Source organism: Symmachiella macrocystis (assembly GCF_007860075.1).
In the GTDB taxonomy this organism is placed as follows: Bacteria; Planctomycetota; Planctomycetia; order Planctomycetales; family Planctomycetaceae; genus Symmachiella; species Symmachiella macrocystis.
In genome coordinates this window covers 2,543,884-2,560,477 of record NZ_SJPP01000001.1, presented here as the reverse complement: position 1 = coordinate 2,560,477, position 16,594 = coordinate 2,543,884, and the positions used below count along the sequence as shown (strand labels likewise).

General features: G+C 56.1%; 14 protein-coding genes. 10 read left to right on the top strand and 4 right to left on the bottom strand.

The features are described 5' to 3' along the window. Positions 1-68: 68 nt before the first annotated feature. Both CA54_RS09910 and CA54_RS09905 read left to right on the top strand, forming a co-directional pair. Positions 69-722, top strand: a complete 654-nt coding sequence (locus CA54_RS09910; RefSeq protein WP_146370616.1) for a type III secretion system chaperone — start codon at positions 69-71, stop codon at positions 720-722. A 422-nt stretch (positions 723-1,144) separates the two neighbouring features. Next, positions 1,145-1,723 (top strand): hypothetical protein, encoded by a 579-nt coding sequence (locus tag CA54_RS09905; RefSeq protein ID WP_146370615.1) that lies wholly within the window; start codon positions 1,145-1,147, stop codon positions 1,721-1,723. 26 nt (positions 1,724-1,749) lie between these two features. On the opposite strand, the gene CA54_RS09900 is transcribed toward CA54_RS09905, so the two are convergent. Together CA54_RS09900 and CA54_RS09895 are read right to left on the bottom strand one after the other, a co-directional pair. Then, positions 1,750-2,541, bottom strand: coding sequence for an SDR family NAD(P)-dependent oxidoreductase (locus CA54_RS09900; protein ID WP_146370614.1), 792 nt, complete (start codon positions 2,539-2,541; stop codon positions 1,750-1,752). Then, complete coding sequence (locus CA54_RS09895; protein ID WP_146370613.1) at positions 2,538-3,638, bottom strand: sialidase family protein; 1,101 nt, start codon at positions 3,636-3,638, stop codon at positions 2,538-2,540. The genes CA54_RS09900 and CA54_RS09895 overlap by 4 nt, the downstream gene beginning before the upstream one ends. A 209-nt stretch (positions 3,639-3,847) precedes the next feature. Between CA54_RS09895 and CA54_RS09890 the strand changes: the two genes are divergently transcribed. The 3 genes from CA54_RS09890 (at position 3,848) to CA54_RS09880 (ending at position 5,587) form a co-directional block, all read left to right on the top strand. Further along, positions 3,848-4,321, top strand: a complete 474-nt coding sequence (locus CA54_RS09890; protein ID WP_146370612.1) for a MarR family winged helix-turn-helix transcriptional regulator — start codon at positions 3,848-3,850, stop codon at positions 4,319-4,321. Positions 4,322-4,386: 65 nt separating this feature from the next. Continuing rightward, positions 4,387-5,085 carry a pirin family protein gene (locus CA54_RS09885; RefSeq protein WP_146370611.1) on the top strand — a complete coding sequence of 233 codons (699 nt, stop codon included), beginning with the start codon at positions 4,387-4,389 and terminating at the stop codon, positions 5,083-5,085. A 64-nt stretch (positions 5,086-5,149) separates the two neighbouring features. Beyond that, positions 5,150-5,587: a DoxX family protein gene (locus CA54_RS09880; RefSeq protein ID WP_146370610.1), complete on the top strand. Its 438-nt coding sequence runs from the start codon at positions 5,150-5,152 to the stop codon at positions 5,585-5,587. A gap of 51 nt (positions 5,588-5,638) precedes the next feature. Here CA54_RS09880 and dapA read toward each other — a convergent pair whose 3' ends face one another. Continuing rightward, positions 5,639-6,526, bottom strand: coding sequence for a 4-hydroxy-tetrahydrodipicolinate synthase (dapA, locus tag CA54_RS09875; RefSeq protein WP_146370609.1), 888 nt, complete (start codon positions 6,524-6,526; stop codon positions 5,639-5,641). Between the two features lie 335 nt (positions 6,527-6,861). Here dapA and CA54_RS09870 point away from each other — a divergent pair, with 335 nt between their 5' ends. The 3 genes from CA54_RS09870 (at position 6,862) to CA54_RS09860 (ending at position 10,615) form a co-directional block, all read left to right on the top strand. Further along, the gene (locus tag CA54_RS09870; RefSeq protein ID WP_197532343.1) at positions 6,862-8,055 is read left to right on the top strand and encodes a S1C family serine protease; all 1,194 of its coding nucleotides are present in this window, start codon (positions 6,862-6,864) and stop codon (positions 8,053-8,055) included. Positions 8,056-8,351: 296 nt separating this feature from the next. Beyond that, positions 8,352-8,777: a hypothetical protein gene (locus tag CA54_RS29230; protein ID WP_197532342.1), complete on the top strand. Its 426-nt coding sequence runs from the start codon at positions 8,352-8,354 to the stop codon at positions 8,775-8,777. 209 nt (positions 8,778-8,986) lie between these two features. Next, on the top strand, positions 8,987-10,615 hold the full coding sequence (locus CA54_RS09860) for a tetratricopeptide repeat protein (protein ID WP_146370607.1): 1,629 nt from the start codon (positions 8,987-8,989) through the stop codon (positions 10,613-10,615). A gap of 260 nt (positions 10,616-10,875) precedes the next feature. On the opposite strand, the gene CA54_RS09855 is transcribed toward CA54_RS09860, so the two are convergent. After that, positions 10,876-12,672, bottom strand: coding sequence for a DNA methyltransferase (locus tag CA54_RS09855; RefSeq protein ID WP_146370606.1), 1,797 nt, complete (start codon positions 12,670-12,672; stop codon positions 10,876-10,878). Positions 12,673-13,303: 631 nt separating this feature from the next. Here CA54_RS09855 and CA54_RS09850 point away from each other — a divergent pair. Continuing rightward, positions 13,304-14,695 carry a sigma-54-dependent transcriptional regulator gene (locus CA54_RS09850; RefSeq protein WP_146370605.1) on the top strand — a complete coding sequence of 464 codons (1,392 nt, stop codon included), beginning with the start codon at positions 13,304-13,306 and terminating at the stop codon, positions 14,693-14,695. Positions 14,696-15,099: 404 nt separating this feature from the next. Continuing rightward, positions 15,100-16,590 carry a M81 family metallopeptidase gene (locus CA54_RS09845; protein WP_146370604.1) on the top strand — a complete coding sequence of 497 codons (1,491 nt, stop codon included), beginning with the start codon at positions 15,100-15,102 and terminating at the stop codon, positions 16,588-16,590. Positions 16,591-16,594: the final 4 nt, after the last annotated feature.

Genomic DNA, 16,594 nt, shown 5'->3' with positions numbered 1-16,594 from the left:
AAACACCAGCCGGAACGCATTCCACGCCCCCGTCGACCGTCGTAGACGATTAAAGGAGTATCTACTCGATGAAGATCAACGTAAGCAAATTCGTAGCCCTCACGGCCTGTTTGGCATTGTTCTGTGCGATCGGACAAAAGCCGCTCGCAGCCGCCGATACTCCCGCCAGCGGACAGCTCACGCAAGAGTCCTTGGGAAATCTGCTCAAAGCACTCGGACTAAAACCGAAGACCCTCGAAACACGCTACGACTTCAAATTCCAAGCCAATCACGAAGAAGCATGGGTCCTGTCCATGTCAGCTGTGCTCAGCAATGACGGTGAGACGGTCTGGATCATGGCTTGGCTCGACGAACTGCCCAGCTCGCCCCGCGAAATTCCCCGCGTCGCCTTGCTGCGATTGCTGCACGATAACGACAAAATGGGCGGCGGAAAATTCTTCTCCTTCATCCCCGGCAACCGACGCTTCGTATTGCAACGCGTGGTTGCCAACCGCGGCATGTCCACCAAAAAGTTCCGCGGACTGCTGACCGACTTAGGCAAGACGGTCGCCGAAACTCACGGCCACTGGAACGTTGCTTCCTGGACCGATGCCCCGGAATCTTCCGCACCGGCTGCCAAGCAAGCCGCCGCGTCCTCGACGGACAATAAGCCCGCCAAAGCGACGCCCGCATCCGGAACCCGGACACGCACTGCGACCAAACGCCCGACCACCAAAAAGTAACTGTGGTCGGCCGGTTCTCGAAATTTGCAGCTCAGTCTCCGCAGAACGCGTTAGAGAGTTCTGAAACGACTGAAGACCCACGTTGAAAAACGTCTAAAAAACCAACCGTCGAAAATCGCGATTGACCCAGCCGGTTTTCGACGTTCTAAAGCGGCAGCTAAACTCGTGATGCTTCTTGTCCGTGCAATGGCATGATCAGCCAATTGTGATGAGAAGGCAACCGAGTTTGGCTGCCGCTCATATATTCTTTGGCCGCACAATCGGGTGGCCGCGATTGAGAAGCAATCGGAGAGGGTGAGGAGTTTTGTTCCTTTACGCATTGCCTACGGCCAATTTCCCAGCGATGATGGCTCTTAATACGTGCCACGGATGCCGACACTTCTCCGAGCACTCGTCTGTAAGTCAAACGCGAGGGGTATCTGATGTTCATCCAACCGTTTCGTCGCTTAGCTGTATTGTTGTTGGTCAATCTGTGTGCAATTCCGGTGCTTTCCGTAGGTTGCCAGAACGGGGAACCACAAAACCAGAAATCAACAGAACCGATTGATGTCGAACTTGAATACGCATTCGCTGAGCTGGGCCGAAGATCGACGCCTGAGGCCTACCGCAACACGGCGTTTGAGAGGATTCAAGCAAGCGCGCCGCTAGAGAATCCAAATGTTTGGTGCCCGATCCTCATGAACAGTAGCGCCGGGCCGGAGGAGCGGTGTGCTTATGTCTGTGAATTCTTCCGTCGTCATGTCCGAAAGGGAACCAGGATTACAACAATTCAAGGAATGGACGCTTTGAAGATTGCTTCGCGAGACGAAGTCCTGTGGCATGATGTCACAAATGCGTCGAACCTTGGACCAGGAATCGACCGTGAACGCGCTGAACTCGTATTGAAGTTTCAGGCTGATTTCATGAGACCGCTTGAGTGTGCCATTTTCCTTGAATTCCGTCAAGCGAAATTATTCGGCAAGCCCGTTGTTCACACACCAAGCACGAGAACAGCCCCTTGAGAGACAAAGTGTTAGGAGGTGAGTACTCAACCGTTTTTCTTCGCCCACATCGGCAAACTGATCCCGCCATCGACTTTCATGAAACTCCCCGTCATGTAATCCGCATCGTCGCTCAACATGAACAGGATCGCACGGGCGACCTCGTCTGCTGTCCCCAAACGGCCCCAAGGTAATTCGGCCGCATGGCGCGCCAGCGCCGCTTCGGAAAGAAACTTCCGCTCACCCGGTGTATCAATCCAACCAGGATGAATGCCGTTCACGCGAATTCGCTCGGACGTCAATTCCGTCGCCGCCGTGCGGATCATCTGATCCACCGCCGCTTTGGCCATGTTGTAGGCCATCGAACCGGGATGCGGCATGAACGCCCGTGGGGAACTGACAATCACAATCGATCCCCCCTGCCCTTGCGTAACCATCTGCGCCGCGGCCGCCCGCAAACCGTGAAACGCGCCCCACATCGTCACATCAATTGTCCGCTGAAAGCCCTCCATCTCAGCAGCCAACATCCGCTGTCGATCGCTGTAACAGGCACAAGCAACAAAATGATCCAGCCGGCCAAACGTCTCAACTGTTTGCGCCACGATTTCATCCACCGACGCTTTGTCGCTAACGTCCGCTTCTAAGAGCAATGCCCGCCGACCTAACGATTCTATTTCAGCTGCCACATCGGTAGCCTCTTGTTGCTGGATATCATCGGCCGCCCAAAAGTTAATGGCCACGTCCGCACCCTGTCGCGCAAGTGCAAGTGCCGTCGCACGGCCAATGCCCCGCGAAGCCCCGGTGACCAAGACGCTGCGTCCTGCGAATTCTAATGTCATACCACGGCCAATCGCGCCCAGCGCGTATGGGTGACTCCGCCCGCTGTACACCAATACCACGTCAGCAGCGTGTCGTCCGCCAATCGGATGCCTCCCGGTTTGCCAAAGCCGATCAACATATGCTCCGCTAGAAAGTTTTCGTGCTCCGTCGTCCCTAAGGTTGCTTCAGCGCCGGCATCGAACAGAACCGTTCCGCGATCGACGTCGAAATTCGTTAGGTCCTCGCTCACGGCGATGCGGACCCCCTGCGGATCGTGGCGATAATTATAAATCGCCGCCACCCGGCCATCGGCCAGTGCGATGGGGCAACAGACTTGTCCCCGCAGATTCGTAGCGACCGGAGCAGACCAAGTGCGGCCCTCGTCTTCGGAAATCACCCAATGATTAGCGATGTCTTCGGAGGTCCCATAACGATGCGTCCACAACATCACATAGACCCGCCCATCCGGCAACCGCGTGTTCATTTGATCCCAATACAACAACGCGCCGGTCGGGTCGTCGGCGAACGGGGTGAACTCGCCCCAGGTTTTTCCGCCATCGGCGGAAAAGACCGCTGCCGCCTTTTGATCCGGTGCGCCGTCGTACCCCTCGGGCTTCCACGTTTCCAGCGGATACATCCACCGTGTCGCCGACAACTGCTGGAATTGTCCGGCGCCGTTCCAGGTGTATTTCTCCGGCGGCAAATCGACGGGGACCACCTGCGGCGCGGACCATGTTGCGCCACGATCTTCGGACCAGTACAACAACATCTCCGGCCGCTGCAGTGCTTCGGTCTGGGCGTCAAACAGGGCAGAGTCGGTAGTCTCAAACCGCGTCGCCGTCAGCACCAGCCGCCCATCGGGCACCTCATAGATATACGGCCCGCGATACGCCCAGCCGTCATCAGGCGGACCGCCATGAATGCTGCCTTGATTCTGCCACGTCTGCCCATCATCGGGCGTCGTGAGGACCTCAATGTCATTATCGGCCGACGCCAACTCCTGCCCGATATGCTGACAGGCAATCAGCGAACCATCACTCAACTGTGAGATGGAGGGCATATACGCCCCACGTCCCGGTTCGCGCGACAGAAGACCTTGGTCGGTGATGCGGAGCATGGAGAGTTTCTATGGAGAATCAGGGAATCGCGTTCAGTTCCGGCAAACGTGCAGTTGTCCGAACGTAATCAAGAAACGGCGCAAAATAAAGTGACTAAGGCTTATCGCTTTATCGTGAAGGCGACCGATTCGAAAAGACTAGCCACACCCAGAAAAATACTTGACATGAAGACTATTTCCGCGTAAAATAATCAGCGAAAGAGAAAACTATGGCTAGCAAACTCCAAAATGAAATCAAAAAACGAAAACCGTTCGACCGGTTAGAAGAGGAAGTTACGCTCAATTTCCTCCGCACCGTGGATTACATTCAGAGTCGATCGGGGAAGCTGTTCCGTCGGTTTGGACTGACCTCCTCGCAATACAACGTGCTACGAATCCTGCGTGGAGAAGCAAAGCCGCTGCCGTCGTTGGAAATCGCCAGTCGCATGATTCAACAGGTGCCGGCCATCACCGGTTTGATTGACCGACTGGAAAAAGCGGAGTACGTCAAACGGCACCGCTGCGAAAAGGACCGTCGAGTCGTCTATGTGGAAATCACCGACACCGGGTTGGACGTCCTGAAAAAAATTGACGAACCGTTGGTCGAGTTGCAAACACAGTTTTTCGCGCATATGCCGCGGAAGGATCTGCGGGAGTTGATCCGCTTACTGGAACAGATCCGCAGCGGAATGTTAGAGGACTGAGCCGTTTTTTTGGCCAATTAGTTGACCAATCAACCATTCTTGTAAAAACAATCCCAGAGAGTGTCATGATCAATATCCGAAAAGCTGATGAGCGCGGATTTGCCGACCATGGCTGGCTGAAAGCGCGGCATACTTTTTCTTTCGCAGGCTACCGCGATTCGCAGCAGATGGGCTTTCGTGCCTTGCGGGTGATGAATGAAGACCGCGTCCAACCCGGTCGCGGCTTCGGCACGCATCCCCATCAGGATATGGAAATCGTGACCTACGTCCTCGAAGGAGCCATCGAGCACAAGGACAACATGGGAAATGGCGAGGTCTTGTGGCCCGGCGAATTTCAACACATGTCCGCCGGCACCGGCATTACGCATAGCGAATTCAATCCCAGCAGTGATGAACCGTTGCACCTGTACCAGATTTGGCTGAAGCCTCGCGAAAAGGGGATCCAGCCCAGTTACGACCAAAAACGGTTTGATGATGCGGGGATGACGAATCGGTTGCGACTCGTCGCTGCGCCGGACGGAGCGGATGGTTCTTTGGTGATACAACAAGACACGCAGATTTTCTTATCCAAACTGGGTCAGTCGCAACGCGTGACACACAACATTGCCCCGCAACGGCATGCCTGGTTGCAAGTGCTGCGGGGAAGCGTGACGCTCAACGGACTCGACCTACAAACCGGCGACGGTGCCGCTGTGAGTGAAGAGCAACAACTAGAGATCGTCGCCGCAACCGATGCGGAAATCATGTTGTTCGATTTGAATTAACACATCACAAAGTCAAAGTGCCATTCATCTACTAACGAAAACTCACCACTACGGAGCAATTGCGATGTTAGGTCCCGTCAACGTTCTCGGCCGCGTGATGTTGTGCACGATCTTTTTGATGAGTGCGGTGGGGAACAAGATCCCCAAATTCAGCGGCGTTGTGAAATACATGGAAAGCGCAGGAGTCCCCGCACCGCAAATCATGTTGGTCGGTGCGATCGTGTTTTTGATCGCCGGCAGCCTGTCGGTAATCCTCGGCTACAAAGCCCGCATCGGTGCCAGCCTGCTGTTGGTGTTTTTGATTCTGGCGACCTATTACTTCCACGCCTTCTGGAACATCGAGGACGTTCAACAAAAACAAACGCAGACCATTGCGTTCATGAAGAACCTATCCATGATGGGCGCGATGCTGATGATCATCGCCAACGGCGCGGGCGCCATGAGTCTCGACAGAAAATCACCCGCAGCCCAACCCGAAGCAAGTAAAACCGAATCCGCGTAGAAGTAGGGTGCGTCGTGACGCACTCTACGGTCGGACATCGTTTTCGCACGTCTACAGCAAGCCGTATGTCCGCAATGTTTCGGCCAATTCCTGTTCCTGCGATGCATCGAGCGGTGTCATCGGCAACCGTAATTCGCCGTTGTCGCGGCCCAGGATTTTCATGGCCGCTTTGATCGGAATTGGGTTGGTCGCCATCGAGAGCAAATCGCGGCAGAGCGAAAACAACTTATAATGTTGCGCGCGGGCAGCGGGCAGATCGCCCTTTTCAAACGCCGTCAGCATGGCTTTGACGTCTTGGGGAACAATGTTCCCCACCACCGACACCACACCGCGTCCCCCCAGCGCCATGAGCGGCAGCGTGAGGCTGTCGTCGCCCGAAAGCACCGTCAGGTTCGATTCGGCGATGATCTGCGAAGCCTGATCCATTGAACCGGTCGACTCCTTGACCGCCACGATGTTGGGGATCTCCGCCAAACGGACGATTGTTTCCGCTTCGATATTCTTCGCGGTCCGGCCGGGAATATTGTAGAGCACAAGCGGAATATCGACCGCTTCGGCAATGGCCTGATAATGCAAGAAGAACCCCTCTTGCGTCGGCTTGTTGTAATACGGTGCGACGAGCAGAGCGGCATCTGCGCCGGCGTTTTTGGCGAACCGCGTGAGACGGATCGCCTCAGCTGTGCTGTTCGAACCGGTGCCCGCCATGACTTTGATCCGTCCGGCGGCTTGGTCGCAGACGGTTGAGATGACCTGTTCGTGCTCTTCGTGCGACAACGTGGGGCTTTCGCCCGTGGTGCCGACCGGGCTGACGCAATCGGCCCCCTGCTCGATTTGGAAGTCCACCAGTTTTCGCAGGGCGGCTTCGTCTACTGCGCCATCGCGAAACGGCGTGACTAACGCCACCGTCAAACCTGCAAATTGCTCACCCTTGGTCGTCATGCGTCCTCTCCTCGTCGGTCAGCGGTGATACCGCGCCGTATTTTTCACTCCGTCAACTTCACCGACCTGCATGCATCCACGCAGGGGCGAATTCTTACTTGGATCGCAGCAGACCCAATTGGTTCACACAAAATATCAACAATTCTCGCTGCTGACCATCAATCGCCCGACAATTCCGCCATTCCTGCTGCAGCCGGGGCCACATACTACCGGGTCGTGCGTAACATTTCATCTCATTTTTCGCTTGGGAGGCTATGCAGGCCGGGAACAAACCTTCTCCCCGTGCCAAACCACACAAAAAACCAAACACACAAACACAAGGAAACGGTGCAACCATGAAAACTTTGAACAACAGACTTGGCGGAAAAACAGTTGCGACAACAATCGCCTTGATCATGATGCTGGCGGCGACACAAACAGCGTTCGCCGATGCCGAAGTCTATCAGCGGACCCTCAAGTCGACGACATGGATCATTGCCAAAGCGGAGAATGGTTATTCCACCGGCTCAGGCGTGCTGGTCGATGCGGAAAAGAAGTGGGTTGTTACCAATTTTCATGTGGTCGGCGCCTCAACGGAAGTCCTGATCTTCTTTCCACAATTCCAGGACGACCAACTGATCGCCGAACGGCAACACTACATCGACGGAGCCGACACGTTCGGAATCCGCGCCCGGGTGGTGATGGTCGATAAAAAACGGGATTTGGCGGTCGTGGAACTCGATTCGATTCCCGAAAACACCCCCGCTATCGAAATCGCCGAAACCTCGATCGGACCGGGGGAAACGGTGCATTCAATCGGAAATCCCACCGCTGGCGGCGTGCTGTGGACATACACTTCCGGCTCGGTCCGTTCGGTCTATCGCAAGCAATTTCGCACACAGGCCGGTGAACATGATATGCGGGTCGTGGAAACGACATCCCCGATCAACCCCGGCGACAGCGGCGGGCCGGTGGTCAATGCTGCTGGCGAATTGGTGGCAATTTCACAATCCTTAGACCCCAAGGCTCGTTTGATGAGCTACTGCGTCGAGATTGCCGAAGCGAAGGCATTCGTCGCCGAAGTCATTGATTACACCACAATTGTGGTTCCTGATGTCTTAGCCAAATCGGGCCTGACGATCGTTCCGCAAGGAAAAACAGCCTTTTCCGCGGATTTGCAGGCCGATGGCGGCGAAACTCAACGTGTCTTTATCTCCGCCAAACTAGAGAGCTTCGGTAAAGCGGAAACGCGAAAAGTTTGGTCTCTGGCGACGGTTTCGCAACAGGCTCCGACCTTGGAAATGCTCACGGCGTTGATGGAGCAAAGTGCCCGCACCAAATTGGGTGCCTGGGTGATTGAGAAGAACGAAGCGGGGCAATATCTAGTGATCTTCTGTGCCAAAGTCGATGCGGGATCTTCGCCCGAATCCCTCCGAAACTCGGTGGAATTCGTCTCGAAGGTAGCTGCTTCGATGAAACAACAAATCACCGCCAACGTGACGGTCAGCCAAACCAAATCCTCCTCCAGCGACTGGCTGGGAAGTCGGTAAGCAGACAGACGGCACACGATCAAAAAGAGTGAATCACAAGTACTTACAGGCGGTTGAAGCGACACGGGCAGGTCGTTTCAACCGCCTGTTTTCGTCTCTACAGCAGGCAATTGTGAGCGGGCAATCGTGCGGGGATCCTGAGCTGTTCGACAGGATGGACGGAGCGAAACAGCGGCTTTTCCAGAATTCGGCCGGAAATGCTGTAACAGATGGACGTTGCTTTCGCTTGGACCTGTAGAGGGATGAATCAAACAACTCAACTATCACTACGGTAAACAATTCGAGGAGATTTTTTGATGACGAAGTTAACCAAATTTTCAGCTTTCGCAGTCCTATTGGCAGCCTTCCTGTTTGTTGCCGAACCAAGCATCGCGGAAGCGGGACGTGGCGGCGGTGGCGGACATCGCGGCGGTGGCGGGCATCGTGGCGGAGGCGGGCATCGTGGCGGAGGAGGACATCGCGGCGGTGGGCATCGTGGTGGCGGGCACCACGGCGGTGGACATCATGGCGGACATCGTGGTGGTGGTCATCACGGCGGACATCGCGGTGGACACCGTGGACATCATCACGGGCACCACGGCCACCATGGTCACCATGGACACTGGGGCGGACACCACGGCGGGCACTGGGGTCACGGCCACTGGGGCGGACACCACGGCGGGCACTGGGGTCACGGCCACTGGGGTCACTATCGTCCTTACTACGGCGGGTACTGGCGATAGGGCTGAGACAATCGCAGAAAAACGAAACGCGACCGGGCGAACCACATTGGGAGCCGCCGGTCGCGTTTCTTATTGCGCCGTAACGACTTAAGGAAATCCTACAAAATTGTTGTAACAAAAGCGGTCGTTGCTCGCTTGGCCCTTTATACGAGAGACAAACACACAACACTCTCCCACAACAGATACATCACGACCAAGGAACCAAAACGATGAAAACTTTCCAAAAAACACTGATTGTTGCCAGCTTGGCACTCACAATGACCTTTGCCGCAAACCTCGAAGACGCCGCAGCACGCGGGCGTAGCGGTGGCGGAAGCCGCGGTGGAAGTCGCGGTGGCTTCAGCCGTGGTGGTGGTAGCCGCGGCGGATCGAGCCGGGGTGGTTTCAACCGGGGTGGCGGAAGTCGCGGCGGATCGAACCGGGGTGGTTTCAACCGCGGTGGATCCAGTCGCGGTGGCAACCGCGGTGGGACGCAAAGCCGCGGACCGAGCAACGGTGGGCGTCACAACGGCGGTCGTCACAACGGCGGATTCCAGAACGGTGGACGGCACAACAACGGTGGATCGCAAAAGGGCGGGCGACAAATCGGTGGATCGAAAATGGGTGGACGTCATATTGGCGGACGCCACAACGGCGGACGTCATAGGGGGGGACAACACAAAGGCCATTGGAACCACGGTGGACACCACCACAAACATGGCAAAGGGTTTGGAAAATGGCACGGTGGGCACTTTGGACATCGCCACGGACGCCGTCACCACCACGGGTGGGGTTTCGGTCACAGACGTCACCGCCGCTACTTCGGTTGGGGATTCGGTCTCTACAGCAGCTTTGTGAATGTGAGACCGACCTACACGTACTGCAATCCTTACTGCGTGGCTAACGTCATCTCGGTATACGACTACAACCAGCCGCTCGAAGTGGCGGGCGAGGATCCGCAACTTTCGGAAATCGCTTCAAACTACTTTGCGGAAGCTCGTGAAGCTTTCTATGCCGGCGACCTGAAAACGGCGATGGAGAAAATTGAGTTGGCGATCAAAGAGATGCCCAGCAATTCGGACCTGCATCAGTTTCGTTCGCTGGTTTTGTTCTCGATGAAACAATACGGACAAGCGGCTGCCTCTGCTCATGTGGCGTTGACAGCTGGACCGGGTTGGAACTGGGACACGCTCAAAAACTTGTACCCTTCAGCGGACATTTACACGGCACGACTGCGAGACTTGGAGGAAACTCGCGACCAAAACAAACAAGACCCGGCGATTCGCTTTCTGTTGGCCTATCACTACCTGATGCTGAACCACATCGAATCGGCAGCGAAGGAATTGACGCAAGTCGTCGCATTGGAACCGCGTGATGAGTTGGCGGCCAAGATGCTGGGGACGATCACCGGACAAGAAGTCGAAACTCAGCAACCGGCTCAATACCAACAACCGGCCGAGCAGCCGCAAACCAGCGTTGAAACCAACTCGACCGGTTTGGGAGCCTTGAGCAACGCCGGCAATGCGGGTCCGGCTTCGACCGACCCAGTGCAACAGCCCAAAGAAGCGAAGTTGCCTGAGCAGGCCAAAATCGTGGGTGAGTTCCGGGCCAGCCCGGCAGAGGGTGTCGAGTTTCAATTTGTACTCAACGCCGACAAGACTTTTGTATGGACCTTTAAGTCCAAAGACGAGACGAGCAGTTTTGAAGGGACGTACACGGTCTCGGGCAACGAAATGACGCTGGTCCGCAAGAAGGACGGCGACAAGTTGGTCGGAATCATGACGCCCACCGAGAAGGGTTTTGACTTCAAGATTCAGGGTGGCGATCCCAAAGATCCCGGCCTGAAGTTCACGAAATAACCCGCTACCCCGGTCGCCCGCGTCATCCTGGGCCTGATCAATTTCCCCTGGCAACCCGTCAGGCCTTGGAAGGTCACCGCGTGGCGATCGGGAATCTGTGCGACGGCCCTCCCGAGCCGTCGGCTGTGAGAGAGCCACCTGTGCCGTTGTTTGGCACGGGTGGTTTTTTTTGCGCTGCGGGAGATGCAATCCTGGTCCAGCTACGTTGAATGGTTTTGCATTGGGCAGCGTCGGCAAGGAATGAATTGCGCGCAACGCGATCAAACCGTCGTGCGCAATTCGTGGAAATTTAATCGCGGGTTGTATCTGTCGATCAGACAACTTTGCCACGCCAGCATTTCCGCCGGGGCCGTTTCGGTGCGGAAGGTTTGGATCGTCAGCGTTTTAGAAAAACTGGTCCAATTCGCATGCGCGTCTGCGTCGCCAAATTGTGCGGTCAATCGTGTGTGTAGATTCAAAGCTTCGCCGACGTACAACTTGTGCTTGGCCTTGCCGGTAATCACATAGACGCCCGGCTGCTGAGGAACGTCGGTGGCGATGTAGTCTTCGACCGATTGCATTTTGCTCATGCGCGGCGGATCTAAAACCGAGCCGCGGCTGCGGGCCAATTTGGCCTGCTTGCGAAGTTTCAACGCCGCCCAACGATATTGTAGTGACGAAAAACCAGGAGCGAACCGTCCGGCAATCGCATCGAACTGCGCCGCTAATTCCGGATCGCACAAGATCTCATCCAAACTCCCCGCCTGTTGTTCGTCCAACAGCATCTGCAACGCGATTTCGCTGGCAAAGAGATACGCATCGCAATCCACCCACGAAAGCGACGTTTCTCGTGTCGTTTCAATGTGCGACAAATGCCCCGATTTACGGAGCCGAAACAGCAAACGGTTCCAATGTCGCGGATCGCCCACCAGCCCCAAACGGCGACAGGCTTCGAGAAACGATTCGTTGAGTTGCGGGTCGGCAATCAGACGATCAACCGAGTAACCAGCGTGCGTCAAACGATACGCTTCGCTCACCCCCAACTCAGTGAGATGTTTCTGAACTTCACTATAACGTTGTTCGGTTGCGCTGCGTGGCTTCGCCGACTTGTCCTTTTTGTCGCGTTTCCCGGTTGCCGGGGCACTGGCGAGTGGTTCTTCTGCGCCATCGAGGCGGTCGCCGACACGAATTCCATCCAACCGGCTCATCCCATGTTTGACGTATTCCGGGGAGAGCTCGAATCCCAAATGCCGGCGGCCCAGTTTTTTGGCAACGGCCAATGTCGTTGCACTGCCGGAGAAGGGGTCGACGACGAGGTCGTTTTCATGCGAGCAGGCGCGGATGATACGGCCGAGCAATTGTTCGGGCATTTGACAGCCATGAAACCCGGCGCGTTCCTTGAATGTGCCGGCGACGCGGGGGAAGTACCAGGTGTCTTCGTCCGATTTGAAGCGGTCCGCCAAGTCTTGCGGGCGGAGCGTCCAGGTGTTGTCGTCGTCCGCCGGTGATTCAATCTCAGGCAGCGTCCAATTCTCATCGTCGGGAGATAACTCACCGATCGCGTCCGCTGGACGGATGATCCAGGTATCGTCCGGCAACCGTCCGCGGGGATTCGCGCGTTTGTCGTTGTAGACCAACTGCCGAGCGGAAGGGATGCGGTTGTCGAGGTCGTCGTCGCGAAACGTAAACTTCTCCGGGTCTTTCACAAAGTGAAACAGATGCGCGTGCGAGCGGCTGAATTTCTTGGTGCAGTTCACGCCGAACGTGTAGTACCAAATCACCCAACTGCGGCAATGGAAGCCGATTTTCTGCGAGGCAATTTTCAACTCCGCCGCATATTCATCGCCAATCGCCAACCAAAACGTGCCGTCCGGCTTCAGTGCGCGGTGGGCGGCAGTAATCCATTCGCCTGACCAGTCCAGATATTGCTCGGCGGCAACGGAGTCCTGATAGACGTCATAATCGTACCCGATGTTAAACGGAGGATCGGCGAATATCAGATCCACGCTCCCCGCTTCGAGAGCATTCATACCCGCAACGCAATCTCCCTGGCGGATGGTGTTGAAGCGATCGTCCATGGCGTGCGGTTCCGTCGTGTGTCGGTGGGCTGGAAGGTTGACTGTCCCAGCATATCGAATTTGACGACATCGCGCAAGCAAGACGCACCCTATTTGTTCATCCTGAACAGTAAGCAGAAATAGGAGTGGTCGGTGGTTAGTGGCCAGTGGCCGGAGAGTGGGTAGGAGCGCGGAATTGCGTGGATGGGCCAATCCTCCAGTCTAAGGCCTATAGTCAACGGTCTGGCGGCATGCCCTGCCGCAATGGCGGGGGTAAAAATAACCCCAAGTTGCATCCGAGCATCAAAATCGCATGGAATTTGTTGCCGCCTCGCAACTTGTGACCTATGTTTTTGTACCCCCTCGACAACAAGACTCCCGGCTGATTTCTTTTCGGCACATGGACGTGCCGAGGAATTCAGCGGCGAAGCAGGAAGGCTTCGCGGGCATGTAACCGCGATGTTCCTGACAACCCGTACATTCCGCACGAGACCCGCCACGACTGTGTAGACAATTTAATACTTGGGTCGCGTGTGCCAGAAACCTTGAGCGGAAAACGCTTCAGGTCCTAGGTGCCAGAAATACCAAAACCTGCCGACAAGATGAATCTCCTTTTCAACGAGAGTACGACATGACGACGGGCGCATCATCCATGACACAGGGATCACTGTTGGTGGTCGATCACGACCGCGATCTGGTCGAAGCCTTAGCCGACTATTTGCGCGGCTTGGGGCACCGTATCGAAACCGCCGACAGCTGCCGCGACGCCATTGGGCGGATGGCCGAATTCCCCTTCGAGTTGGTCATCAGCGAAGCCAATCTTCCGGACCAGGACGGGTTTTTCCTGCTGGAATGGGCTGGCGAAAACTGTCCGGATACGTCGGTGATCCTCACCACCGAATTCGGTACGATCGAAAACGCGGTCGAAGCCATTCGCGCCGGAGCTTTCGACTATCTGACCAAGCCGATGATCGACGAAGAGCTCAAATTCGCCGTCGAACGCGCACTCGGCCAACGGAAAATCTTGGCGGAAAATAAAAACCTCAAAGCACAACTCGATCAACGGTTCGGTCTGGGCAGCATCATCGGCCAAGACTACAAAATGTTAAAAATGTTCGACCTGTTGGAAAGCGTGGCCGACACGCGGACCACGGTGTTGATCCTCGGCGAGAGCGGAACCGGTAAAACAATGACCGCCCGAGCGATTCATCAACTCAGTTCCCGCGCCGACAAACCGTTCGTCGAAGTCGCCTGCGGAGCTTTGCCCGATTCGTTGTTGGAAAGCGAATTGTTTGGACACAAAGCCGGTTCATTCACCGGAGCGACACACGACAAAATCGGAAAGTTCCTCCAAGCCGACGGCGGCACGATTTTCTTAGACGAAATCGCCACCGCCTCCCCCAGCCTGCAAGTCAAATTGCTGCGCGTGCTGCAAGACCGGGAATTTGAATCGGTCGGCGGCTCGGAAACACACAAAGTCGACGTCCGGTTGGTCTTGGCAACGCATGCCAACTTGGAAGAAATGGTCGCCAACGGCGAGTTTCGCCAAGATCTGTACTACCGCATCAACGTGATCACGCTGACACAACCCGCGCTGCGAGAACGTATTGGCGACATCCCCGCCCTGGTCGATCACTTCTTGCATGAGTTCAACGAGCAGACCGGCAAACAGGTCGAACGCTTCAGCGAAGACGCATTGAATGTTCTGCAACAATACGATTGGCCGGGCAACGTCCGCGAGTTGATCAACGTGATCGAACGGGCGGTCGTGCTGACCAAGGGCTCGGTGGTGAACGTCGAGGACCTGCCGGAAAGCATCAGCCAAGCGTCGCGGATTCCCGGCAGCCTTCAAGCCCGAATCTCCGCCGCCAACTTGAAGTCCGCCCTAGCGGCCCCGGAACGCGAGATCATCATCGAAGCCCTGGAACGCAACGGCTGGAATCGTCAAAACACCGCCAAACTACTGGGCATCAATCGCACGACGCTCTACAAGAAGATGAAAAAGTACGGCATCGAATTCGAAACTCAGATGCTGAGCACCTAGACCCATTTTCAAAACCCGGTTGCGCCTGTCCAGGAATTTATAATACAAGCTTTTGCGTGACGCGTCAGAGGGTTTTGAATCTACTTGTAAACAACGCTCTCTCCCCTGCTCGAAGTTCCCCACTTCGGAAAGACTGTTGATAGGCACCGAAAAGGCCGGTCTGTCGCCCCCTTGCGACAGCCCGGCCTTTCTGCTGCGCTGATGGTAAGACTTCACCATAGTGGTTCTCTACATTAGTAAGATGGATAGAAAGAAAAGGGCTTTCAGACCAGTGGCGTCCCCCCTAGCAAAGGCTCCGTGTCACCTACGGTAAACCCCATTTTGTGGTAGCATACTTGCCGTAGGGCAGGCTCCCGCCTGCCGTGATTGCGCGAGAATCCAACCAGCAAATCGGAGCCAACACCATGCGGATTGCTATCGGGGGTGTCCTGCACGAAACGAGTACCTGTGTCGACACGAAGACGACGCTACAGGACTTTGAGCATGACCGAGGGATCATTCGCGGCGACGACGTGCTCTCGCGGTTTCGTGGGACGAACGTCTGCACGGGGGGCTTTATTGAGGGGGCGGAGACATTCGGGTTCGAAGCGGTGCCGCTATTACGGGCGTCGGCGTTTCCCGGTGGTCTGATTGACCGCGGGGACTACGATGCGCTCAAAGCAGAGTTCCTCCAGCGATTAACAGATGCCGAGGCTGAAGGAGGGCCGGTGGATGGGGTGTTGTTGGACCTGCATGGCGCGATGGTCGTTGAGGGGATCGACGATGGCGATGGGGATTTTATCGCAGCAGTCCGCACCGCGATTGGGCCGGATCGGCCAATTATTGTCACGCAGGATTTGCATGGCAATCACACCAAGTTCCGCGTTGCACAGGCAGATGCCTTGATCGGCTTCGACACGTTTCCTCACATCGACATGGCCGAGCGGGGCGTTGAAGCAGCTGAGATGATGGTCCGTACCGTTCGTGGAGAGATCCATCCCGTCACGGCGATTTATCAATTGCCGATGTTTTGGGCAACGCGCTGTCAGGTGACCGCTCACCCGCCGATGGACGAAGTCATCCGCTTGATGCACGACATGGAACAACGGCCGGGGATTTTGAGCATCACCATTGCGACCGGTTTTCCCTGGGCAGACGTGCCGGAGGTCGGCGGTTCGGTGATGGTGGTTGCCGACTGCGATGTTGATTTGGCGCAACGCACCGCTGATGAATTTGGAAACTGGATTTGGGAGCGTCGCCAACGTTGGTATTCCGCCCCGGTAACGATCAAGGAAGCATTGGCCGCTGGTGAAGCAGCAGGTCGCTATCCGATTATCGTAGCCGACCATGCGGACAATACTGGCGGCGGTTCGCCCGGGGACTCGACGGAAGTCCTGCGAACATTTTTGGAGCAAGGTTTAGAGGACGCGTTGGTGCTCTACATGGTCGACCCCGAAGTGGCCGCCCAGGCGCATGCAGCTGGTGTCGGCGCAAGTCTCGCGGTGTCATTAGGAGGCAAGTCGAGTCCGGTGCAAGGAGCACCCATTGAGGCGACGGCGGAAGTGGTCGCGATTTCCGACGGCCAGTTCGCTTATGACGGGCCGATGTTTGCCGGGCTGACCGGCAGCATGGGAACGTCAGCTTGGTTGAAAATCGACGGCGTTTCGATCGTTGTCGTTTGTGCCCGCGAACAACCCTTCGATCCAGCGTTCGCCCGCAGCCTGGGAATCGACTGCGCAGCGATGAAATATATTTCAGTCAAATCCGCAGCACATTTCCGCGCCGCCTTCGAACCACTGGCCGGCTCGATTTACAACGTCGACGCCGCCGGGATCCACACGCACAATTTTCGCGACCTACCATTTAAAAAACGAACCCGCCCCGTTTTTCCAGTTGAGATACCACCAGACACATAACATC